At 39.9% G+C, this 23,783-nt stretch carries 23 protein-coding genes; 17 read left to right on the top strand and 6 right to left on the bottom strand.

Annotated features, from left to right (window positions below):
* Positions 1 to 5: 5 nt before the first annotated feature.
* Positions 6 to 1,397, bottom strand: a complete 1,392-nt coding sequence (locus LY11_RS01530) for an MFS transporter (protein WP_111631962.1) — start codon at positions 1,395 to 1,397, stop codon at positions 6 to 8.
* Between the two features lie 127 nt (positions 1,398 to 1,524).
* On the opposite strand from LY11_RS01530, the gene LY11_RS01525 reads away from it, so the two are divergent.
* The 5 genes from LY11_RS01525 (at position 1,525) to LY11_RS01505 (ending at position 8,378) form a co-directional block, all read left to right on the top strand.
* Positions 1,525 to 2,013 (top strand): Lrp/AsnC family transcriptional regulator, encoded by a 489-nt coding sequence (locus tag LY11_RS01525; RefSeq protein ID WP_111631961.1) that lies wholly within the window; start codon positions 1,525 to 1,527, stop codon positions 2,011 to 2,013.
* A 217-nt stretch (positions 2,014 to 2,230) separates the two neighbouring features.
* Positions 2,231 to 2,587, top strand: a complete 357-nt coding sequence (locus LY11_RS01520) for a hypothetical protein (protein WP_111631960.1) — start codon at positions 2,231 to 2,233, stop codon at positions 2,585 to 2,587.
* A 104-nt stretch (positions 2,588 to 2,691) separates the two neighbouring features.
* Positions 2,692 to 3,831 (top strand): efflux RND transporter periplasmic adaptor subunit, encoded by a 1,140-nt coding sequence (locus LY11_RS01515; protein WP_245952547.1) that lies wholly within the window; start codon positions 2,692 to 2,694, stop codon positions 3,829 to 3,831.
* An 18-nt stretch (positions 3,832 to 3,849) separates the two neighbouring features.
* Positions 3,850 to 6,972, top strand: coding sequence for an efflux RND transporter permease subunit (locus LY11_RS01510; protein WP_111631958.1), 3,123 nt, complete (start codon positions 3,850 to 3,852; stop codon positions 6,970 to 6,972).
* Positions 6,973 to 6,995: 23 nt separating this feature from the next.
* Positions 6,996 to 8,378: a TolC family protein gene (locus LY11_RS01505; RefSeq protein ID WP_111631957.1), complete on the top strand. Its 1,383-nt coding sequence runs from the start codon at positions 6,996 to 6,998 to the stop codon at positions 8,376 to 8,378.
* Positions 8,379 to 8,405: 27 nt separating this feature from the next.
* On the opposite strand, the gene LY11_RS01500 is transcribed toward LY11_RS01505, so the two are convergent.
* On the bottom strand, positions 8,406 to 9,284 hold the full coding sequence (locus LY11_RS01500; RefSeq protein ID WP_111631956.1) for a lysophospholipid acyltransferase family protein: 879 nt from the start codon (positions 9,282 to 9,284) through the stop codon (positions 8,406 to 8,408).
* Between the two features lie 304 nt (positions 9,285 to 9,588).
* Between LY11_RS01500 and LY11_RS01495 the strand changes: the two genes are divergently transcribed.
* Entirely contained in the window at positions 9,589 to 9,999 is a 411-nt protein-coding gene (locus tag LY11_RS01495; protein WP_111631955.1) for a DUF4440 domain-containing protein, read from the top strand.
* A 40-nt stretch (positions 10,000 to 10,039) separates the two neighbouring features.
* Here LY11_RS01495 and LY11_RS01490 read toward each other — a convergent pair whose 3' ends face one another.
* Positions 10,040 to 10,738 (bottom strand): L,D-transpeptidase family protein, encoded by a 699-nt coding sequence (locus LY11_RS01490; RefSeq protein ID WP_111631954.1) that lies wholly within the window; start codon positions 10,736 to 10,738, stop codon positions 10,040 to 10,042.
* A 127-nt stretch (positions 10,739 to 10,865) separates the two neighbouring features.
* Between LY11_RS01490 and LY11_RS01485 the strand changes: the two genes are divergently transcribed.
* The 6 genes from LY11_RS01485 (at position 10,866) to LY11_RS01460 (ending at position 14,660) form a co-directional block, all read left to right on the top strand.
* Complete coding sequence (locus tag LY11_RS01485) at positions 10,866 to 11,681, top strand: alpha/beta hydrolase (protein WP_111631953.1); 816 nt, start codon at positions 10,866 to 10,868, stop codon at positions 11,679 to 11,681.
* A gap of 2 nt (positions 11,682 to 11,683) precedes the next feature.
* Positions 11,684 to 12,154 (top strand): RidA family protein, encoded by a 471-nt coding sequence (locus tag LY11_RS01480; protein WP_211321463.1) that lies wholly within the window; start codon positions 11,684 to 11,686, stop codon positions 12,152 to 12,154.
* Between the two features lie 180 nt (positions 12,155 to 12,334).
* Entirely contained in the window at positions 12,335 to 12,904 is a 570-nt protein-coding gene (locus tag LY11_RS01475) for a Crp/Fnr family transcriptional regulator (protein WP_111631952.1), read from the top strand.
* A gap of 62 nt (positions 12,905 to 12,966) precedes the next feature.
* A complete protein-coding gene (locus LY11_RS01470) occupies positions 12,967 to 13,857 on the top strand; it encodes a pirin family protein (RefSeq protein ID WP_111631951.1) in 891 nt (296 codons plus the stop codon).
* Positions 13,858 to 13,899: 42 nt separating this feature from the next.
* Positions 13,900 to 14,181 carry a GNAT family N-acetyltransferase gene (locus LY11_RS01465; protein WP_111631950.1) on the top strand — a complete coding sequence of 94 codons (282 nt, stop codon included), beginning with the start codon at positions 13,900 to 13,902 and terminating at the stop codon, positions 14,179 to 14,181.
* 11 nt (positions 14,182 to 14,192) lie between these two features.
* Positions 14,193 to 14,660, top strand: a complete 468-nt coding sequence (locus LY11_RS01460; protein WP_111631949.1) for a DUF1572 family protein — start codon at positions 14,193 to 14,195, stop codon at positions 14,658 to 14,660.
* A 98-nt stretch (positions 14,661 to 14,758) separates the two neighbouring features.
* On the opposite strand, the gene yiaA is transcribed toward LY11_RS01460, so the two are convergent.
* On the bottom strand, positions 14,759 to 15,181 hold the full coding sequence (gene yiaA, locus LY11_RS01455; RefSeq protein WP_111631948.1) for an inner membrane protein YiaA: 423 nt from the start codon (positions 15,179 to 15,181) through the stop codon (positions 14,759 to 14,761).
* A gap of 135 nt (positions 15,182 to 15,316) precedes the next feature.
* Between yiaA and LY11_RS01450 the strand changes: the two genes are divergently transcribed.
* On the top strand, positions 15,317 to 16,324 hold the full coding sequence (locus tag LY11_RS01450) for an alpha/beta hydrolase (protein WP_111631947.1): 1,008 nt from the start codon (positions 15,317 to 15,319) through the stop codon (positions 16,322 to 16,324).
* Between the two features lie 125 nt (positions 16,325 to 16,449).
* A complete protein-coding gene (locus LY11_RS26560) occupies positions 16,450 to 16,698 on the top strand; it encodes a hypothetical protein (RefSeq protein ID WP_111631946.1) in 249 nt (82 codons plus the stop codon).
* Here LY11_RS26560 and LY11_RS01440 read toward each other — a convergent pair.
* Positions 16,685 to 20,743, bottom strand: a complete 4,059-nt coding sequence (locus LY11_RS01440; protein ID WP_111631945.1) for a CheR family methyltransferase — start codon at positions 20,741 to 20,743, stop codon at positions 16,685 to 16,687. The genes LY11_RS26560 and LY11_RS01440 overlap by 14 nt on opposite strands.
* Positions 20,744 to 20,861: 118 nt before the next feature.
* On the opposite strand from LY11_RS01440, the gene LY11_RS01435 reads away from it, so the two are divergent.
* The 3 genes from LY11_RS01435 (at position 20,862) to LY11_RS01425 (ending at position 23,383) form a co-directional block, all read left to right on the top strand.
* Entirely contained in the window at positions 20,862 to 21,470 is a 609-nt protein-coding gene (locus LY11_RS01435) for an RNA polymerase sigma factor (protein WP_111631944.1), read from the top strand.
* Positions 21,471 to 21,562: 92 nt separating this feature from the next.
* A complete protein-coding gene (locus LY11_RS01430; RefSeq protein ID WP_146610781.1) occupies positions 21,563 to 22,591 on the top strand; it encodes a FecR family protein in 1,029 nt (342 codons plus the stop codon).
* Between the two features lie 75 nt (positions 22,592 to 22,666).
* The gene (locus LY11_RS01425; RefSeq protein ID WP_111631942.1) at positions 22,667 to 23,383 is read left to right on the top strand and encodes a M949_RS01915 family surface polysaccharide biosynthesis protein; all 717 of its coding nucleotides are present in this window, start codon (positions 22,667 to 22,669) and stop codon (positions 23,381 to 23,383) included.
* 193 nt (positions 23,384 to 23,576) lie between these two features.
* Here LY11_RS01425 and LY11_RS01420 read toward each other — a convergent pair whose 3' ends face one another.
* Entirely contained in the window at positions 23,577 to 23,783 is a 207-nt protein-coding gene (locus LY11_RS01420) for a hypothetical protein (protein WP_068401833.1), read from the bottom strand.

Raw genomic sequence — 23,783 nt, 5'->3', positions numbered from 1 at the left:
TAAGATTATTTGGAAATTTCCACCGCTCTTTTTTGAGTGATACTTTGATTTCTGATGAATACAATTAACCAGCTTAAGCCAATAAAAGCATAGATACCCAGAATTACGATCGAAAGCGGCGTTACAGAAGCAGTCACGTTTTTACCGGTCATAAACAGCGTCAGGATTGATAGTCCTATTCCCGCACCAAGAAAATAAGAAGTGGTGGCAAGGCTGGAAGCTAAACCATAATGCTGGCTCGGAATATCCTGAATAGAAAGTACAGACAAGCCGGTATAGCTAATTGTAATTCCCAGTCCTGAAGCAAATGCAGCAGAAAGCAAAATTAGAATTAAAGAGTGGCCGGTCCATAACGACGCTGCGAGTAAAACTGCACTGATTAACATCATTGCCATCCCCAGGAAACCTGTGCGGGCTATATTCAGTCTTTTCATGATGGCAGGTAAAGCAAACTTGGCGACCAGTGCAGAGAGAATACTAAAGGGAACAAGCAGTAAACCAGATTTCGCAGCACTGAAATTCATATCTTTTTGCAGCAATAAGGAAATGATAAACAAATAACCCGTCCAAAAAGAACCCAGTAAAAAGAAGACCCCGTTTGCGGTAACAACCGTTGGAGAGCGGAAAATTGATAAGTCAATTAATGGATCTTTTAATGTCGTTAAACGGGTAAATAAAACCTTCATACAGATTGCAATTGCGACTGCTAAACCAGGTAATAATAAATAGTGTTTTTGAAAATTACCGAGTTCATGTACCCCGTAACTCAGCATCAGTAAAGCTGCGACCAATATAAAACCTGAGATAAGATCTGGTGATTTCTTTCTGTCGCGCGGACTATCTGCATCCAGGTAATACCAGGAGGTGAAAATAACGAGTGCCAGAATAGGAACGTTAATCAGGAAAACCCAGTGCCAGCCCCAGTAGGTACTGATAATCCCGCCTATAGATAAACCACTGCCTGAACCGATAGCTGCAAAAGAGCTGAAAATCCCTATGGCTTTACTACGCTCATTCTTTTCTGTAAAGGTGTGTGTGACAATAGATAAAGCTGAAGGCATAATCAGTGCTGCAGCTAAACCTTGTACAGCGCGGTAAAAAGCAAGCACCGCAAAGGAACCTGAGAGTCCGGCCCCCAAAGAGGTCAGCAGGAACAGGGCAGCGCCTATCATAAAGATTTTCTTTCTGCCGATGACATCGGATAACTTTCCTCCGATGATTAAAAAACCACCATAAAGTAATACGTAAAGTGTTTGCAGCCATTGTACCTGGTCATTGGTGATATTGAACTGCGCTTGTATAGAGGGAATAGTTAAATTAATAATGGCAATATCGAGTGCTTCTACAAAAATACCCATCGAAGCAATGATGAGAATAAAGTTCTTCTTTGAAATCATAAATTGATGTTGTTCTTTCAAAGGTATTTATATGGAATAGATTACGGAAATGATAATAAATATTCAGTACAAGCGTATTGTTTTTGTATATTTAAAAGAACAAATTGCCTATTGAGGCATATAATTTATGATCAATACAGAACAACCGGAAAAGGTTTCCGTAACATTAGATGCGAAAGACTATGAAATACTCAGACTGCTGGAGCAAAATGCCAAACTAACGGTTAGAGAAATAGCTGCGCTTATTCATTTGAGCCCGACACCTACTCATGAGCGGATTAAAAGGATGGAAAAGAGCAAAGTAATTAAACAATATGCGGCTATCCTGGACAGGCAGCTGATCGGGAAGGGGATGATTGTTCTTTGCATGATTACTTTGAAAGAACACAATAAGAAATCAGGTGCGCTTTTTATCAAAGCGATGCTGGAGTTTAAGGAAATCGTAGAATGTTATAATATCTCCGGTGATTTTGATTTTATGGTTAAAATAGTGGCCGAGAGTATGGAAGATTACCACGATTTCTTTGTCAATAAATTGGGAGAAGTGAAAGGGATTGGCCAAACCAAGAGCATTTTTGTGATGGCTACCAATAAAGAAACCCATCAGCTGATTTAGCAGCTGATTTATAACGTTGTCAATAAAGAGTTGGGCCATGCTGCTTTAGGTAGATACTATCTAAGGCAGCATGGCTCAACTCTTTTAGCAAAGGACAGATTATTTTTAAAGCCTGTATTGAAACAAAATATATTCTTTTTTCGTTTTAGTCTACAGAATTCGAACAGAATTTTTGAATATATTTGAACCTTTCAGACATTATACAGTCTATCCTTTGATGAAAATGCAAAAAGCAGTGAATATCTTAATTAAACTTACCCTGATGCTGGTCATTGTTTTTGGCATCAATGGAAGGGTAATTGTAAGATATGCGGATGGTTTTTTTCACAAGGGTGCTTCTACTGAAATTGGAAATTTAAAAACTCCAATGTGCAGAGCTAAGGTTACGCATTGCAGATTACTTTGTTTTGACGAGGATTTTCAACAGATTATACTACCTTCTGCTGGATTTAAAACGGATTTAATACCACCAGTCCTTGTCGTTGTACAAGCCTACCAGGTCTTATATACGACTAAAAGTCTGAGCGGACATGAATTTCAGCTGCTCCCGCTGCGGGCTCCCCCTTACTGTTAAACCAGTTTAACAAGCGGATTCATCTTTCCGTTTCCTTTTTTTTATTCCAGTTAACTCAATGAGCGTTAATATGGTTATCTTGTATATAGTCAATCTTGTTGGCTATGACTCTTTCTAAAGACGACATGAACACTTTCAAAACTCCTTTAGCCATTCTGGCTTCCCTGGTTATCTTTTCCTCTTGTGGAAATAATAAAGGTAAAGATAAAACAGCCGATCAGGTTAAACCCTATCCTGTAATTACGCTCGCTCCTGTAACTGCCAATATCTATTCTGATTATCCTGCGACTATACAGGGAATACAGAATATTGAAATACGCCCAAAAATAGATGGATACGTAGCAGACATCTTTGTTGATGAAGGAGCATCTGTCAAAAAAGGACAGCTTCTTTTTAGAATTAATGCCCCGCAATATGAGCAGGATGTGAAAACAACAGAAGCCAATATAAAAATAGCGCAGGCAGATGTCAACGCCGCAAGGATGAACGTGGACAAAGTAAAGCCATTAGTAGACGAGGATATTGTGAGTCCTTATCAGCTGGAATCAGCAAAATATACCCTGGAGTCCAAACAAGGCGCACTTGCACAAGCCAATGCAGCGATGAATAATGCGAAAACAAACCTAAGCTATACACAGATTTTCAGCCCTGTGGATGGTGTAATTGGTATCCTTCCTTATAAAATCGGAAGTCTGGTGAGCAGTACCACGACCAACCCGCTTACTACGGTGTCAAACATTGAAAGCATTTATGCTTATTTCTCCATTAATGAAAGACAGGGGCTTGACTTTTTTCTTGCCGCTAAAGGCGTAACCATGCAGCAAAAATTAACCACACTGCCACCTGTTAACCTTGTGCTTGCCAATGGAAATGTATTGCCCACTGCAGGAAAGGTAGAAACTGCCAGTGGTTTAATCAATGCACAAACAGGCTCTATTAATATGAGAGCGACTTTCCCTAACCATGATGGACTGGTAAGAAGCGGGAGCAGTGCCGTGGTCCGGATTCCAAGAACAATTAATTCAGCTTTACTCGTACCACAGAAAGCCACTTACCAGATCCAGGGAAAACTATTTGTATACGTACTGGATAAATCAAACAAAGTGAATTCTGTGGAAATTACAACTGCCGCCAGTACAGATGATTCCTATGTGATCCAGAAAGGATTAAAAGCAGGCGATAAAGTAGTAGCAGACGGTATTTCAAACCTCAGAGAAGGATTGGAAATTAAACCAACAAAATAATTTAAGAAATATCAGCATATGTTAAAGCTATTTATTGAACGTCCGGTCTTATCAACCGTGGTTTCTATTATCATAGTTACCCTGGGGATACTCGGCCTGGTTTCCCTCCCGATTTCCCAGTATCCTGATATTGCGCCCCCAACTGTACAAGTTACAGCCAACTATAGCGGTGCGAGTGCCGATGTCGTTTTGAAAAGTGTAATTGTACCTCTTGAACAACAGATCAACGGGGTCGAAGATATGGACTATATTACCTCTACGGCCGGTAACGACGGTTCAGGGAATATAACCGTAAGTTTTAAAATTGGCAGTGATCCGAATATGGCAGCCGTTAATGTGCAGAACGCTGTTTCCCGCGCTACTCCTTTATTGCCTCAGGAAGTAACTAAAGCCGGGGTAACTGTTCAGAAAAAACAAACCAGTACGCTGCTCATCTTTTCGGTTTATAGTGATAACCCGGCTTATGATCAGACCTTTCTGCAGAATTATGTAGATATTAATATTGTACCAGAGGTGAAAAGGATTCAGGGTGTCGGTGATGCTTCTGCCTCCGGTCAAATGGATTATTCTATGCGTATCTGGCTTAATCCACAGGCTATGGCTTCTTATGGATTAGTTCCTAATGATGTAACTGCAGCGCTTTCTGACCAGAATATACAAGCAGCTCCCGGACAATTCGGGGAGCGTGGCGGACAAGCTTTTCAGTATGTGATCAAATATCCGGGTACACTGGTTGATACCGCGCAATTTGGAAACATCGTGATTCGTTCTGCTGACCGCAGCCGCTTATTAAGACTGAAAGATATTGCCAGGATTCAGCTCGGTGCATTGAGTTATTTTAACAGTACAAGAACTAACGGCCATCCTGCGGTATCAATAAATGTGGCGCAGGTTGCAGGTTCCAATGCCCGTGAAGTTATTCAGCAAACCCTTAAAGTGATGGACAAGGCTTCTAAAACCTTTCCTAAGGGGATACATTACGTTGTGTTGCAAAGTGTCGATGATTTCCTGACCGCCTCCATTGAAAAGGTGCTGCATACTTTATTTGAAGCATTTATACTCGTGTTTGTCGTCGTATTTGTCTTCTTGCAGGACTTCCGGTCTACACTTATTCCGGCTATTTCTGTACCGGTGGCCATTATAGGGACATTTTTCTTCCTGAAATTATTCGGGTTTACCATTAATTTACTGACGCTCTTTGCCCTGATTCTTGCGATTGGTATTGTAGTGGATGATGCGATCGTCGTCGTCGAGGCAGTCCATGCGAAACTGGACAGTGGTTATACTTCTGCAAAAGAAGCGAGTATCGACGCACTGGGCGAAATTTCAAGTGCCATCGTTTCTATTACTTTAGTGATGTCTGCGGTATTTATTCCCGTTAGTTTCATTAGCGGGTCATCGGGAGTTTTCTATAAACAATTTGGACTTACCCTGGCTATTGCGATTATCCTGTCGGCCATTAACGCGTTGACACTCAGCCCGGCATTATGTGCTCTGTTTTTAAAGAGCCATCATGAAAAAGGGACGGCCAAAATGAGTTTCATGGAGAAATTCTATACTGCTTTTAATACTGCTTTTGAGCGGATGAGCAACAAGTATGCGAACACGATTGCTTTTTTCAGCCATAAGAAATGGATTCCGCTTTCCATATTGGCCTTCTTTATGGCCGCGCTGTTTTTCCTGGCTAAAAATACAGCAACAGGATTTGTGCCCAACGAAGATTTAGGGGCAGTGAACTGTAATATCACTTTACCGCCCAGTGCTTCGCTGGAAAGGACTGATGTGGTGACCCGAAAAATAGAAAAACTTGCACATACGATCCCGGAAATCAATAACGTACTGGCTATCACCGGGCGTGGTCAGTTATCCGGAACGGGAAGTAATTATGCCACTGTAGTGATGCGGCTTATTCCCTGGAATGAAAGAAAAAGAGACGTGCAGGCGATTATCAGTGAACTGATCAAGAAATCTTCTGATATTACAGAAGCTGAGGTGAAGTTCTTTGCTCCGGCCACCATCCAGGGGTTTGGAACAACCAATGGTTTTGCTTTTCAGCTGCAAGACAGAACAGGTGGGGAAATTCCTCCTTTTTATAAAGCCAGTAAAGACTTTTTAACTGCCTTATCTGAGCGGCCGGAAATACAATTTGCCACGACTTCTTTTAATCCGAACTTCCCTCAATATCTGATGAACATGAATGTGCCGAAGATTAAAGAAGCGGGGCTGAATGTGGTCGATATTACTTCTGCGATGCAAGGTTATTTCGGGGGGATTTATGCCTCAAACTTTAACCAGTTCGGACAGCAGTTCAGGGTAATGGTACAATCTTCACCAGAATACAGGCTGACTCCGGAAAGTTTGAACGGGGTTTTTGTACGTACACCTGATGGACAAATGGTGCCTGTAACAGAGTTCTTTACCCTGACACAGACTTATGGGCCACAAGCGATCACCCGTTTCAATTTGTATAACTCCATCAGTGTCAACGGAACGCCGAATGCCTCATATAGTTCCGGGCAGGCGATTGCTGCGATACAGGAAGTTGCTGCAAAAACATTACCTGCAGGTTATAGTTATGAATATTCAGGAATTACCAGGGAAGAGCTTGCCGGAAACAGCCAGACGATTTTCATCTTCCTGCTTTGCCTGGTCTTTGTTTATTTACTGCTGAGTGCGCAATATGAAAGTTATCTGTTGCCTTTATCTATTTTGCTGACCATACCTGTAGGTACTGCCGGGGCCTTTATGTTTGCCCATTTATTTGGAATCAGTAATAATATTTATGTCCAGATTACCCTGGTCATGCTGATTGGACTGCTGGCTAAAAATGCCATCCTGATCGTAGAGTTTGCTGTGGAAAGAAGGCGCTCAGGTATGGAGATTGTAGAAGCTGCCGTAAAAGGGGCGCAAGCAAGGCTCAGACCTATATTAATGACCTCTTTTGCCTTTATATTAGGACTGGTTCCGTTAATGCTGGCTACAGGCGCAGGCGCGAATGGTAACCGTTCTATTGGTGTGGGCGCTGTTGGCGGGATGCTCATTGGAACAGTGTTCGGGCTGTTTATTACACCGACTTTATTTATCGTGTTTCAGACGCTTCAGGAGAAGTTGAAAAAGAAGAAACCCGAGCACAAATTATAATTTAATTACCGGAACTCGTAATTATGAAAAGATACTTGAAAATACATCTGCCCGTCATTGGGTTGATCATCGTGTTATTTGCTTCCTGCAAAGTCACAAAGCCTTATGAAAAACCGGTTGTGGATATGGAGGGTTTATACAGAGAACATGTAGCTGCTGATACGATTACCATTGCAAACCTGCATTGGAAAGAAATGTTCACGGATACTTTATTACAAAAGCTGATTGGACAAGGTATCCAGCGGAATCTGAACCTGCAAGCTGCGTATTCCCGTATCCGGCAGTCTAAAGCTTATTTTGAACAAAGTAAGCTTGCCTTTTTACCTTCTTTAAATGAGGATGCGAGTGCAATAGCCACTGGCTCTTCTAATCCGAATGAAGCAAAAAGTATTATTCCTTACCAGTACCAGGCCGAGCTGACCACAAGCTGGGAAGCCGATTTATGGGGGAAACTTAGCAGTGCAAAGCGGGCTAATTTAGCGTCTTTATTGCAGGCAGAAGCAAGTGCAAGGGCTGTTCAGACTGAACTTGTTGCCAGTATCGCGACTAATTATTACCGGTTACTAGCCTTGGATGATCAGCTATTGATTACCCAGCAAAGTTTGAAAAACTGGCAGTCTACTGTCGATATTATGAAAAAGCTGAAAATTGCAGATGTGGTGACCGGGGCAGCAGTTGTACAAAGTGAATCCAGTAAATATGCCGTTGCAGTGACTATCCCTGATCTGATGCAGTCGATCCGGGAAACTGAAAACGGACTGAACTTATTGTTAGGCAATGTTCCGGGGCCGATAGCACGCAGCAAATTTGATCAGATCCACCCGATTACCTTGTTGCAAACTGGTGTGCCCGTACAATTATTAGCCAACAGGCCGGATGTACAGGCTGCGGAATATGGTTTTAAAAACGCCTTTGAACTCAGCAATGTGGCGCGGACTTATTTTTATCCTTCGCTAACCATTTCAGCAGCAGGAGGGTATACCAGCTTTAGCAGTTTCTTCGGGCCGGGCTCATGGATCAGCAGTTTAACTGGCGGGTTGACGCAGCCTATATTTAACAAAGGGGCTAACAAAACAAGGTTAAAGGTAGCTTTAGAGCAGCAGCAGCAAGCCGTATTAAGTTTTCAGACGGCGATATTGACTGCAGGGCAGGAGGTTTCCAATGCGATGTATTCTTATCAGAAGGCTTCGGAAAAGAAAATTACCAGGTCCAGCCAATTAGAGAACCTGGAAAAATCAGTTCAATATACACAGGCGCTGGTGCGGTACGGTTCTGCAAACTATACGGAAGTACTGACTGCGCAGCAAAGTTTTCTGGCGGCGCAACTGAGCCAGGTCAATGATCAATTACAGCAATTGCAAGCTACTGTATCTTTATACAGAGCACTTGGAGGAGGATGGAAATAAGGTGTTCATATTTTCATTTTAAACGTGTTATTTCTTCCATCTTTTGTGCGACCATAACCAGTAAGAGGGATCTTTCCTGATGGTCCGCTGAAGCTGGTTTGCAAAACATTTAGTGATTTCCTGGTTACTGGTTTCCTTTGGAGCATCAGTAATCAGGGAAAAACTTATTTCCCAGCAGTGGTCTGGCTTTCTTTTCATTTCCAGGTAAACAACTACTGAATTTGTGGCCATAGCCAGTTTCTCTGCGCCATTAAACATGTTTGTCGATTGATGGAGGAAATCAAATTTCTCCTGTTCACAATTACCCGGAAATTGATCTGCAATGAAAATTGATAATTGTGGTTTATCTTTTTGTTTCAAAAGATGTCTGAGTGCCTGGTTTGCAGGGACAAGCTGCATGCCGAAGCGCCCTCTTACGTAATGAACGAGTCTGTTCATCAGTGGATTAGTGAGTGGTTTATAGATCGCATTTACCGTAAAAGGAAGCTGCGCGGGCAGTATATTCAGATATTCCCAGTTCCCATAGTGCCCAAGAACAGCGATGATGTTCCTGTTTTGCTGATGATACCTGGTTAATAATTCTGTATTCACGAGCTGCACTTTTTTATCGAGATCGTGACTGCTCACAGAAAAAAGTTTGATGGTTTCAATGACCATGGAGATCAGGTGTTTATAAAATTCCTTCGCAATTTCCTGGATCTCCTGATAGGACTTGGCAGGTAAAGACCTGGAGAGATTTTGCAGGACTACATTGTAACGATACCTGAATATGTTGTAGGAAATAAAGTATAGGAATCTTCCAATCGTTGGCGCTGCAATGGAATGCGGGAGCAGGCTAACCAGGTAAATAGGAAAGAAAACAAATGGATACAGCTGATTGAAAAGTTTATTCCTCACAAGATTCATGGACAATTTTTAATAAATAAATGACTATAATAATTGCAATGACCAATGCAATTGATAGAAAGCCGCTGAACATAATACATAATGAATGAGTCTGACCTGTCATAAGATTACTAAATTAGGTGTGAATTGAGGTTGGCAACAAAATGATTGACCAGTGGGGAACAGGCATTGACGGATGAGTCATTTTCTTGTGGTTTATCTTGTGACAACCTGATTGGATTTTACCCTGACTCCGTATTGAAATTAAATAATACTATTTTTATAGCCTGATGTGCAGTTCAGGAAACATTAATTAACAATAGATATGAATATTATAGCACAGGCAACGGAAGAGATTAATCTCTTTATACAAAATATCGGAGAATGGTTTCGCAGTGATGTGGAAGGAAACAAAGCGGGGGAGGATGCAATACTGAGGAAATTTCACCCTGACTTTATCATGATTACACCCGGCGGCGTAGCTGTGAATTTTGAAGAGTTATCTGCATGGTTACCTACAGTTTACGGGGTAAAGCCCGATATTTCTGTAGAAGTGACAGACATCAAAGCACAGTATGTACAAAATGATAGTGTTTTGATGACTTACACAGAATTTCAGTACAGGGAAGAAGGGGATAACAAAAGAATTGCTTCTGCTTTATTTGTCAGAGGTGAGGATGGACAATTGAAATGGCACCATTTGCAAGAAACATGGTCTTCTATGGTGGTGGATTAAAGGATGGTTTTTAGCTGTTCAGGCTGTGGTTTGAAGCTATTCAGACTGTAGTTTTAAACTTCTTAAAATTGTCATAAGTCAGTTGTAAGGTCTTCCAGAATACCTTGTGCTGCGGAAAGATTATTGTATTCCTGTTCATATTTTCTTTTGTCATTCTAAAAGGGAAAATATGAACAGGAATTTGTACTTGTCCGCTATTCCCGGCTTCCACAGCGAGTATATAAACTTCTTTGATCTTATCATCTGTTAGCGGGATACAACCTGCAGTAACCTGGTTGCCGTGAATATAAATATCCGATCCGGGGTCTTGCTGACCGCTTCTTAACAAATCGATTGCATTGGGGTAATTAATTCTTAAGGATAAATAAAATCGGCTCTCAGGATTAAAGCGGTCAATGAAATAGCTTCCTTCTGGAGTCTGCAAGTCATCTTTTTTAGTCTTTGGCCCTAAAATTCCTGAATGTGCGCTGAAAGGATAAGTCTTGAGTAAACTGTATTTAGCCTGATTTTTATTTTTCAACCAGATTTCTACTTTGCCTTCACTTTTATAAGCTTCCAGGTGTAACTCAAATTTATCTTTAAAGCCTTTTTGATGTAATTCGGCCTTTAAATCGGCCCATTTTTCATTGTAAGCATTCTTTACCCTTTCAAAGGTAAGTTGCTGCTGTTTGAAATTATTTTGGGCGGATAAAGAATGAAATAGCATGACGAATAAAATAAGGGAACAAGTGAATCTCATAGCAGGTTTTTATTCCGTGGTGTAATTTGAAAAATCATCGTAGTTTCATCAACTCATCATAATTTCATCAACATATGTAAATGTTTTGCAGCTAAATTAGGCGGTACTTTGTCGCAAATTAATAAATATGAAACAATTATCAGGGCTTTTAATAGCGATGCTGTTTACAGGTTCTGCATTTGCAGCAAAAGTAGATACAGTATCAGTTTATAGTGCGGCTATGAAAAAAGAAATCCGCTGTGTTTTTATCACACCGGATCAGACGAAGGAGATTAAAAAGTTTCCGGTAGTTTATGTATTGCATGGTTACAGTGGGAATTCTATCAGAACTATCAAACAGGATATTCCAGATCTGACCGCACAGGCAGATACTTATCAAATGATTTTTGTACTCGCAGATGGCGGATTTGACAGTTGGTATTTTGATAGTCCTGTTAATGCGCAATTGCGGTACGAAACTTTCCTGAGTAAGGAGCTGGTGAATTACACAGACAAAAATTATCCTTCGCTTGTCCAAAGAGAAAAGAGAGCGATATATGGGTGGAGTATGGGTGGTCATGGAGCACTTTTTATTGCAATAAGGCATAAAGAAACTTTTGGAGCTGCCGGCAGTATTTGCGGAGCAGTAGATTTTACCTCTTTTACCAGCGGTTACAACATTGAAAAGAGCCTTGGTGAGTATAAAGGCCATGAAAAAAATTGGGAAGAACATACGGTGAATTATAATGTGTCTTCTTTGAAGAACAATGAATTAAAGCTGATTATTGATTGCGGTATTGATGATCCTTTGCTGGAAGTCAACAGGGCATTACATCAAAAACTGATCAAACTTAAAATAGCACACGATTATATAGAGCGTCCGGGCGCGCATGATACGGCTTACTGGTCAAAAGCTTCAGCTTTTCAATTACTATTCTTGCATAACTATTTCATCCGGTCTTAAAAATGAAAATCATTCAATCCTTATTAATTATGGCAACATTAGGTTTATTAACTCAACAGGGGATCGCACAGGAAATTACGAATCCGAAAGGCTTATATGATCCCCGTCCGCATGGTTATTCTCACGTGGCTACCGTACCCGCTAACAGTATATTGGTATTTGTTGCCGGACAGGCAGGAACAGATAACAAGGGAGAACTGAGTACAGACTTCAGAACACAGGTAAGGTGTACTTTTGAAAACCTGGCTATTGCCTTAAAAAGTAAAGGCCTTCAAATGCAGCACATTGCTAAATTGACCACACTCGTAGTCGATTATGATGCTGATAAACACAAAATACTCATTGAAGAAGGGAAAAAAGTATGGCCTGATGAGCAGTTCCCGATAAATACGCTGATTCCGGTTCCAAGACTTGCACTGGATGGCATGTTAATTGAAATTGATGCTACCGCAGTGATGGCTGCAGTAAAATAAGCGGGTACTACCATTCAAGGGGGTTATGATTGCAGTAAATTAGGTAGGTACTACCATTCAACAGGTAAAACTAACGTTCAATTTAGGTGATGTTTTGACGTTAAACAAGCATTTGCGGCCGCGTAAACTGATGTATATACCGGATGAAAATACCACCTTTGTATTTACGTAAATACAAGAATGGATTCATTCGTTAAAGCATTAAATAGTTACGCGCCGTTATCTGCTGCCTGTATCACAGAGGTTATCAAAATAGTGCGCCCCAAAACTATTCTCAAACATGACTTCCTGCTCAGAGAAGGAAGCATACCAAGAACAATTGCTTTCGTTAAAAAAGGTCTTTTCTCTTATTATTATACTACTGAAGAAGGAAATGTTGTCATTAAGAAGTTTTTTGCCGAGAACTCATTTGTTGCCTCTACCTCAGCCTTACTTCAAAAGCAACCCAGTTTGTTTAATATCTATGCACTTGAAGATGCAGAAGTTCTGGAATATGACTTTTCTGCCTTCCTGCAGTTGATAGAAAAGTTCCCTGATCTCGCTATGTTTTATATTAAATACATGGAAAAACATTGGATTATTGCTAAAGAAGTGCTGGAAATTACTGCAAAATATCAAAATGCTAAAGAACGATATTTAGCATTTCTGCTTAGGTATCCTGGTCTGAACGAACGTCTTAAACAGCATCATGTCGCTTCTTACCTCGGTATTACACCCACGCAGTTAAGCCGCATCAGAAAAGAATTGTAGTTTGCAATTTGGGCGGAAGCAATTAATCCTATCTTAGTTCTATTCAAAAAACAAGATTAAAGATGTCAAATATCAAACTGATTATAGAAGAAAGAGCAAGCAATATTGGCAATTTTATGGTCGGCAGGCTTTTACCTTTCCGCGAAAAAAGAATGGTTGGCCCGTTTTCTTTTATTGATCATATGGGCCCTGTGTGTTTAAGTGATCATGAAAATCTGGATGTGCCCCCTCATCCGCATATCGGCCTTTCGACACTGACTTATCTTTTTGAAGGCAGTATCATGCACAAAGATAGTTTAGGGAATGAAGTGGAAATTAAACCGGGACAGGTAAACTGGATGACTGCAGGCAGCGGAATTGTACATTCAGAACGCACACCAGGCTATTTGCGCCACTCCGATAAAATGTTGCATGGACTTCAGATTTGGGTAGCACTTCCAAAAGATAAAGAAGAAATGGCTCCTGAATTTGCACATATAGAAGAAAATCAAATGCCGGCCTGGAAATCTGGTGAGGTTTCTTTTAAACTTATTGCCGGAGAAGCTTTTGGTAAAAAATCTCCTGTGCCTGTTTTCAGCCCGCTTTATTTTCTGGAACTGAAAACAACAACTCCTCAGAAGGTAAAAATCGGAGAACACCTTTATGGCGAAAGTGCTTTATATATCCTGGAAGGGGCTATTGAAAGTGAAGGCCATGTTTATGGGCCAAAACAGATCCTGATTGCCAATGACAGCCAGCTTTGTGAATTTGAACTGCAAGAAAATACGACAGTATATATCTTTGGCGGAGAACCATTCCCTGAAGAAAGATTTATATACTGGAATTTTGTGGCCTCCAGCAAAGAAAGGATTGAAGAAGCTAAAACTAAATGGCTGGAACAAGCATTTCCCCCGGTTCCGGGAGAAACAGAATTTGTTCCGCTTCCGCCACAAAGCAAACAAATCAAGCCTTAATATTGTCATTTCCTATAAATAAACTTCTGAAAACCAGATAAAATGAATATTGAACAAACTAACGATGAGAGAAAAGGCCTTTTTAAAGCAATAGAAGAAGGAAAAGTAGCCGGAGAAATGACTTATGTATGGGCAGGGCCAGATAAACTGATTATTGACCATACTGAGGTAAGTCCTGATTTTTCGGGAAAAGGGGTAGGCAAGAAGCTGGTGTTGGAAGCTGTGCAATATGCAAGAACTAAACACGTGAAAATCCTTCCTTTATGCCCTTTTGCAAAAAGTGTTTTTGATAAGAATTCAGACCTGCAGGATGTCCTGTTTTAAAAATAAAAGCAATGAATACCGAATTTTATACACAATTATACAAACGTGATATTATCAAAGTTACTGATGAACTGAAAAAGTATCCTGATGATCAGACCCTATGGGAATTATTACCAGGAACGGCTAATTCAGGCGGTAATCTATTACAGCACTTAATTGGCAATCTGAAAGCCTTTGTAGGTAATCCTTTTGGACATATCAATTATGAAAGAAACCGGGAGGCCGAATTTAAAGACCGCTTATTTACCAAAGAAGAATTAATTATTGAATTTGATCAATTGTCGGAGGTGATCGGGGATGCGATCTCAACATTGACAGATGAAGGTCTGAATGAGGGTTATCCTGCAGAAATCAAACTGGTTAATGAGCAGCAGACTGTAGAATATGTTTTAATTCATCTTTTAGCCCATTTATCTTATCATACCGGGCAGATTAACTACCACAGACGTTATTTCACGACGCAGAAAGCATCAGTTTAACCTGACCGACGCAGGCAAAGCCTTTTGAAATGGGCTGATTCTTAAAGTTTAATATTTATCAAAATGGGCTAACCTTTAAAAGTTAGCCCATTATACTTTTAATTAGAATTAGCAGGATCATTTGATGTTTTAGCATCCACACCAAGACTATCTCTTGTATTCTTTTGCACGGAGATAGCGGCGAAAATTGTCAATACGAATGACATCGCATAAAACCCTTTTTCACTTAAAGCAAGCGTTGCGTTCCAAAGACCGATAGCTAATAATGCGAGTGAAAGCATAGTACAGCACCAGGCTATTCCATAATAAATATTGGTTACCGGAACTCCTTCGAGGCGATCACGCACACATTTTTGTACCGATATGGCAGAAAATATCCCTAAAATAAGGATGGTAAAGTAATACCCTTTTTCATTCAGTAGCATGGTTGCATTGAAAAGTCCGATGTTATAGGCTGCAAATCCTACCATTAAAGCTGCCCAGGAAGCTCCTATAAATGCACTTGATGGTTTTTGGTTCATTGGTTTGGCTGAGATAATAATTGTTGATAATTATAAGTTAATTAGACAAGTATAATTAATTGTACTTATATCTGGCAGGTTTAATTTTTAATAAATTAAAAATGCTAATTTTGATATAGTCACAAAACGCTTTTTATGAAAATTCTTGTAGGTCTGGGAGTTCTGCTACTTCTGCTGGTTGTTGTTTATTTTTCAGGCCCTAAGCCTGCTACTCCTGTTTATGTAAAAGAACTACCACAGGTTCCCGATCAGCTTACTCAGCTCGATACCTTTATTCAGCAAAGAGAAGCCAGACTGCCTGTGAAAACTGATAATGAAGCCAGAATTGTCTGGGCTGACAGTACACATCAGCAAACTGAATATGCTTTAGTCTATCTGCACGGATTTACGGCGAGCCAGGGAGAGGGAGATCCTGTACACCGTGAGTTTGCCAAAAAGTTTGGCTGTAACCTTTACCTTGCCAGGCTGGCAGGGCATGGATTGAAAGATCAGGATGCCATGCTTGAATTTACACCGGAAAAATTGTGGGCTTCCACGCTTGAAGCCTATGCAATTGGTAAAAAACTAGGTAAAAAAGTAATTATCATGGGTACTTCTACCGGAGCTGCACTTGCTGTGAGATTAGCTGCAGACTTCCCCGAGATTAAAGGAATTATTCTTTATTCCCCTAATATTGCAATCAATGACGGTTCTGCCTGGCTGACCAATAAACCCTGGGGGCTGCAACTCATCCGTAAAGTAATGGGAGGGATGTATTCGAAAAAATCTGCAGATACGGACCCGAAAGTCCTTCAATACTGGTATAGTCAATATCGCCTGGAAGCTGTGCCGCAATTGCAGGAGTTTATAGAAACTTCTAATATCAAACAAACTTATCAGCAGGTCAAACAACCCGTATTGATGTTATATTATTATAAGGATGAGCAGCATCAGGATAAAACAGTCAAAATCGATGCGATGTTAAAAATGTTTGATGAACTGGGTACAACTGCCGCACTTAAAGTCAAATCAGCAATCCCTGAAGCAGGAACTCATGTGATCGCTTCTCCATTATTAAGCAAAGGAGTACAGGCTGTAGAAACGAAGACTTTCAGCTTTGCCACGGATATAATGGGCCTGAAAGCTATCCCCGGAAAATCTTAATTAAATATGGTTTTCTAGTAGTAACATGGCGTTGATGTAAGTAAAAGGGTAGTTGACGTATTAAATTTCTTATTTCGGTTTATTATATAAATATTTATTGAACAATGAATTTTTATATAATAAATATGAGACTTTTACTGATGTTATTTGCTTTAATTGTATTTATCAGTTCCGGATGCAAACAAACCACCGATTCTTTTACTTTTGATAGCGTAATTGGGCTGGCTTATTCCAATTTAACCACTATAAATCAGATTGATACTACTGAAAAAGTCGAAAAAGAGAAAGCTTTTAAGCCTGTTAAGGCCAAAAAAGGTTGCAGAAAGGTTGATTCCTGTGATAATAAGGTGAATTGTTATCTTAGGGTAATGTAAACCAGAAAGAAGAGCCCTGACCAACTACACTGTCCACACCGATATTTCCTCCGTGACGTTTAATGATTTCCGAACAGATATAAAGACCTAAACCAAGGCCGGAATATTGTCCGCCCTCATAATCTGTGCGGTAATACCGGTCAAACAGATGTCGTGTTTTCTCTTCTGGAATACCCGGGCCACCATCTTTGATGGATACTTTAGTCATCCCATTCTCTTTTTCAATCAGCAGGTAAATATTTTTAGAAAGTGGTGCATATTTCACGGCATTGTTAACGAAATTGACAATGACCTGGTCTATTCTGTTTTCATCTGCAAAAACCTCAATATCTTCATCGCCCTGCACAATAATTTCATGTTTGCCATCTGCTCTGACGTGTGTGCAACAGGCATTCAGCAGCTCAGCTATATTGAAGGTCGATTTATTCAAATGAATCTGTCCTTCATTGAGGCGGGTTACATTTAATAAATCATCAATCAGACTGGTTACTTTTTCCATACTCTTGGTAGACTGCGCTAAAAGAATCGGAAACATGGTCGGCGATGGATTATCTTTCATCCGCTCTAACAATTGCAGGGCAGCTTTAAGACTGGTTATGGGAGTTTTCAGCTCATGACTTGCAATACTGATAAACTCGTCTTTTCTCAACAGCAGCTCTCTGGTATTTTCTTCCTCAGTTTTCTCACCGGAAACATCCAGTACCGTTCCAATGAAACGGGTAGCTTCATTTTTTGCATTGAAATAAGCCTTTCCTTTTGACTTTATCCAGCGCTGTTTTTGATCCTTAGCAACAACAGCGCGATATTCGGTATTAAATTCACCATCAGCTATGCCACTTAAGGCTTCCTGCATTTTCTCTTCCACCATTTTACGGTCTTCAGCTACAACATGGGCCAGAAATACGGAGTGATCCACATAGTCTCCTGGTACAAGACCGAATAGCTCTTTACAACGGTTATCCCAGATCAGTTCATTCGTCAGCGGGTTAAAATCCCAGGCTCCTATACCAGCAGATTCAATGGCAAAATGTAATCTTTCTTTACTTTCTGCCAATAACCGCTCTGCCACTGCAAGTCCTTCTTCCACTTTGCGTTTATCGGTGATGTCATGCAGGGCCAGTAAGATTAGTTTTTCCTGGTTATGGGTGTCAAACTGTCTGGCAGTAAGCCTTATAATTCTGCGTCCGATCAAGTTAAATACATGGTCAACTTCAAAGGCTTTAAAATTCCCTTTTTGGGGTAAAATAGTATCTAATTGATTACGCAGCGCAGGAATGTCCCATTGTTTATTCCCAAGGTCATATAAAAATGCACCCTTGGTTTCCTCTTCTTTAACCTTAAACATATGGAAGAAGCCCTCAGATGCACGTAATACTTTCAGCTCTTTATCCAAAATAACCAGGGGATCGTGTATCGTATTGAATATCTCTTCTGTGTATTGTTTAGAGTTGCTTAACTGTTCATTGCGCTCTAAAAGCTCTGCATTAACTTCTGTAATTTCTTCATTTTTCTTCAGCAGGTCTTCATTGCTGACTGCTATTTTAGAAGCTAAAGTTTTTAATTCTGTAATGTCATAAAAGCTAATGACTGCTCCGCTTGCTTTTGTACTGTTTTTCCTGATATAAGGCATGGTCATGATCTGGTAGATCTTACCTTTTTCAGATCTGGCTTCTCTGACGATCGTGTTGTTGATGTACATGACTTCTTTAATGTCATCTATCCAGCCATCCATCCTGATATTTGTGGTAATGTTGCTTAACGGACGGCCAATATCACTGTCGCGGATGTTAATATGCTCCACAGCCGAAGGAGAGAACTTTTTAAGCAGTAAATCGTGGTCTACAAATAATTGTCCGTTTAAATTGCTCCGGAAGTAATTATTCAAATCATCATTCAATTCTGCAAGCTCTGTATTGGTATAGTGCTGTTCTTTGTTAATGGTTTGTAATTCCTCATTTAAAGACTGCAATTCTTCATTCGCACTTTGCATTTCTTCATTGGCCGATAAAAGTTCTTCATTAAAAGACTGCATGTTCTCATTTGAGGAAGCAATCCAGTCATGCGCCACTTCCAGCTGATGCTTAGCTTCTGCCAGCTCATTTTCCAGGTTCGTTACATATTCTTTAGTGAGTGGTGAAATATCATCTGCCATTACATAACTATCTCCGTCTTTGTCGTTTTTCTGCTCTAAAAACAGGACCAGTAACAATTGTGTGCTTGATTTTGTAGCTAAAAATGGCTTAATCACCAGATCGACAGTACTTTTTACTGGCTTTTCTTCAAGTTCAAACTCCAGATTTTTGAGGATAATCCTTTGGTTCTGCTTTAGCGCTTTATGCGCAGCAGCCTTAAAAGCAATAGCCAGGTGATCAGGGATCAGGTCATTCAGATCAAAGTTGAACAGTTCATTTTTGAGATAAACTGCGGGATCACCGAAAGAGTAAATAACTTTTAAATTCTCATCAGTACAAACACCTCTGAATCCGGCCTCCTCTAATAACGCTTTATTGATCTCATCTGAGACAGCGAATTTTGAAAGAGGGACTATAGTTTTCTTGCTGATTTCCATGGTAGTATTTTTTATTCCTTCAATCACCGGAGAAGGAAATATATCAAAGCGGATAGTGCTTCCATTTTTATTACGTTTTAGTATATTCCATTTACTGCTGATTTCCGAAAAATTTTTTTGCAGAATTGCAGCACTTTCGCTTGGTCCTAAAAATAGATACCCATCTTTTTTTAAACCGAAATACATCATGGAGAATACTTTTTTCTGCAATGAAGCATTCATGTAAATTAACAGATTCCGGCAGCTGATCAGGTCAATATTACAGTATGGAGGGTTTTTAGCCAGATCATGATGCGCAAAAATGAGCATTTTCCTGATTTCTGGTTTCACTTTATAGTGTTCTCCCTCCCGGGTGAAAAACTTCAGCCTGTCTGGCCTTATTCCTTTGACCAGGGTTTGTGTATAAACTCCTTTTGAAGCGAATTCCAAAGCCGATTTACTAATATCAGTTGCAAATATCTTTACCTCTGCCTGGTGTTGTTTTTTATCCAGATATTCTCTTAATAATATTGCTAAGGAATAGGCTTCTTCACCTGTTGAACAACCTGCAACCCAGATTTTTATCACATCACCGGGTTCTTTATGGTCAATAATATCCTTGATTACCTTTTCTTCAACAATAGCAAAGGCATCCGGGTCCCTGAAAAAGCAGGTTACACCAATTAAGAAATCATTGGCCAGCAGCTCTATTTCTTCGGGATTCTGCTGTAAAAAAGCATAGTACTTTGCAACGTCATCTATATGCTGCTGCTCCATTCTCCTTTTCACTCTGCGTATAATCGTGGGATGCTTATAATCTGTAAAATCAAAAGGCAGGGTATCTTTGATTAAATTGATAATCTCTATATGCCCGTTTTCACTGATTTCTTCCTCTTCAGGATAGATTGTTTCCTGCGCTTCTCCTTCTTTTACATAGGCTTCGATGTATCTGGGCATATCTTTGGGAGATAGGATGTTATCGACAGAATTACTGGCGATTACTGCCATGGGCATTTCCTTATAAGCTGCAGTTGCAGGGTCCTGAGCGATCACAATGCCACCAGCTTTGCGAATAGCTTCTGCTCCTTTGGTCCCATCATTTCCAGACCCGGATAAGATGACAGCGATGGCCTTGTTTCCTTGTTCTTTAGCTAAAGAAATAAAGAAATGATCGATAGTCATATGCGGTCTTGGCTTATCTTTTTTATCAGATAAAAGAAGCCTGCCATCTTTGACCTGCATAAAATCGGAACTGGGTATCAGGTATACCTTATTCGATTCTATTTGAATGCCATGGGTAGCTTCTGCAATATGAAGTTTACTGTGCCTGCTGAGCAATTGTACCATCTGACTTTTGAAATCGGGAGAAAGATGCTGGATTACAATATAAGACACACCATCTAAGGGGGTGTAGTCAAAGAAGGCAGAAATTGCGTCAAGACCACCTGCAGACGCACCTATGGCTATAATATATTGCTTATTAGAATTTATAGCCATGGTAGAGAATAATCAAAGAGAACGCACTTATTTACTCAAATGTAAACATTAATCGCGATGGATTATTTAGTATTTCTTATGTTTGATGGGTAATTTAGTATTCTAGCGAAAAAAAACATTGGTTATATCTAAAGATTCCGCATCGGCAAAGCAGTACTGGTTGTTATTGAAAAATGGAAATGCAGCTGCATTGGAATCGCTCTTTAAGTTGTATTCAAATTCTTTATATAACTATGGGTCAAAGTTTAGCGTGGATAAAGACCTGATCAAAGAATGTATACAAGAACTGTTTGTTAATATCTGGACCAGGAGAGATTTCATCAGTACCCCTGCGGATGTCAAAAATTATCTTTTTAAAGCTTTCAGACTTTCTGTTTTTAAGAAAATAACTCAGCTTCAGAAACATCAGGAGTTTGAGGAAACTGCAGATTATCCATTTTCAATCACCTTAAGTATAGAGGATATAATGGTGGAAGGGGAGCAAAAAGAAGAAGTTAAAAAAAGACTGGAACCGGCTTTGCAAAAACTTACTGACAGACAAAAAGAGGCTATCTTTCTTAAATTTTATGAGAATCTTTCTTACGATGAAATTGCCGGGGTCATGGGGATCTCTGTGAAGGCGACCTATAAAATTATGGCCAGATCATTAGGCTTTCTGAGAGAAAACTTATCAAAAGATGAGTTCCTGATTTTATTATCCTTGTTTTACATGAAATTATTTAACTGATAATCAGTTATTTATTGTTTTTGTGGCGAAATGTGTGCCCGGCGTGGGGTAAAAAAAGAAATAATCAGCTAATAGGAACGAAAACCTGGCTTATGAAGCAATCAAAAAAGATTAATACTTATCAACTCGAAGATTTTATAGCTGACCCCCAATTTATTTCGTGGGTTACTTTGCCGGATGATGCCCTGAATTTATTCTGGCAGCAGGTACAAAATGAATATCCTGAAACTCAGCCAATAATTAAAGATGCCAGGAAGATCATTTTAGCTATGAATATTTCAGTGGAAAGTATGGATCTCAACGAACAGCAGTTGCTTTGGGAAAGTATTGAACTGAAAGTCAAAATGAGCCCGGAAAAGCGCGGAAGAACTTTTTCTCTCTGGTTACGTGCAGCTGCTGCGGTACTGCTGCTGGGTATAGTATCTATTCTTTCTCTATTTTATTATACCCATTATCAAAAGCAGGAAATCAGTACGGTATACGGACAGACCAGGACCCTTGCTTTGCCAGATGGTACAGTGGTTACGTTAAATGCGAATTCCACCTTAAAATATCCTAAAAACTGGGACAAGTCAGCTATCCGCGAAGTCTGGATAGAAGGAGAAGCCTTTTTTAAGGTCAATCATCTGCATCAGTCAGGGCTTATCAAAGATTCCGAAAGATTTATTGTCCATGCACAAAAGCTGAATGTAGAGGTTCTGGGTACCTCTTTTAATGTAAACAACAGAAGGAACCAGGTTAAAGTAGCCTTGCTTACAGGAAAGGTCAGACTTGGGGTAGAAGGTATCCGGGAATCGGAGATCAACCTTCAACCGGGCGAAATGGGTGAATACCTTGGACGTAAAACCGCACTGGTAAAAACCAGGGTACAAGCAGCGGATATTGCCGCCTGGAAAAATGGAGAACTGCATTTCGACAATATGCCGCTCTGGAAAGTGCTGAGCCTGATCGAAGATAACTATGGTTATCAGTCTGTATTAAAAGATAGTTCAATTGGTGATAAAAGATTATCAGGCACTTTCTCTGTAAGTTCGGAAGATGCACTGTTCAAAGCAATTGCCATCTCTCTGGGTATCACCATAGAAAAAGATGAATTAAATCATAAGCTATTTATCAGATAGTATTCAAAAGATAAGCAATCATAGTGCCCGTAGTTTTTTTCTGACTATGCAGATTAAATTATAGCTTTACGGTCTATGAAAAGACCGCTTTCCTCAATTTTGAGCACTGGTTTTTGTACCAGTATTATTTTAGTATTCGCCGTTTTATTGTCCGCTTGCAGTCATTCAGGTACGGCTGAAAATAAGCATACCATTGATAGTACTACTATTGCAAAAGGAGAAACCGGATCGGTTGAAATTAAAAGTGATACGGTGAAAGCTGCAGTGTTGCCTGCCGGTATAACTTATCACGGGAAACCTGTTAAGATAATGAGCTGGAAAGATAAACTGGGGGACAATCTTCTGGTACTGACTGAAACCGGGGAGTTTGCTTCAGCAGATTTGGCAGAATATGAAGACAACAGAGATTCGGAATTGCACGTGTATCACTATGTGAAAACGGATACGGTATGGAAGATAATTGCTGCTGTCAATGATCAGATCAGTTCGTGCCCGGTAGATATTGTGACCAGATTTATTCCCGGTGCTTTGTTTATCACAGATCTCAACGGGGATGGAGTTGCTGAATGTACTTTTGCTTATCATTTAACCTGTACAGGTGGAGTGGATAATAAAGTGATGAAGTTGATTATGCTGGAGAATAAGAACAAATATGTGATCAGAGGGACAACTTCAGTGAATATCGGAGAGGAGATACCTGGAACAATGAAATATGAAGCAGGTATCCCTGAACGCTTTAAAGTCTTTATGATTGAAAAGTGGAAAGCTTTTGAAAGAGAACATTATAATTAATGATTTTCTTTTAAGACAATATGGAGCCGGCTTCCAAAAAACCATCAGCCAATCAGAATGTATACCTGTTGTGAGTTGTTTTTCAATTATAAATTAATTATGTTACTATTAAGCAAATTTAAAAATTAGCTTTTAAATAAAAAATGACCGGAATAAATCCCAGCCATCTGCTCAATTGAGTAATCCTTTTTATTTAAGGTTTAACTTCCGTATAAGGATCAAGCTCTGAATTATATTTTTGTTCTATATCGTCTTTAAAGCGTTTTGCTTTATCTACCCATTCAGGAGCTTTATCCTGAAGATCGTCGACTATAGATCTGCCAAAGGCATCTTTCTTTGTGATATACTTAATTGCACCGTAAACCGCGGCTCCAATTAACGCTGTTTTTAATAATCCCAT

Origin of the sequence: Pedobacter cryoconitis (assembly GCF_003259615.1) — a bacterium.
GTDB lineage: Bacteria > Bacteroidota > Bacteroidia > Sphingobacteriales > Sphingobacteriaceae > Pedobacter > Pedobacter cryoconitis.
This window is presented reverse-complemented; position numbering and strand designations above follow the sequence as displayed.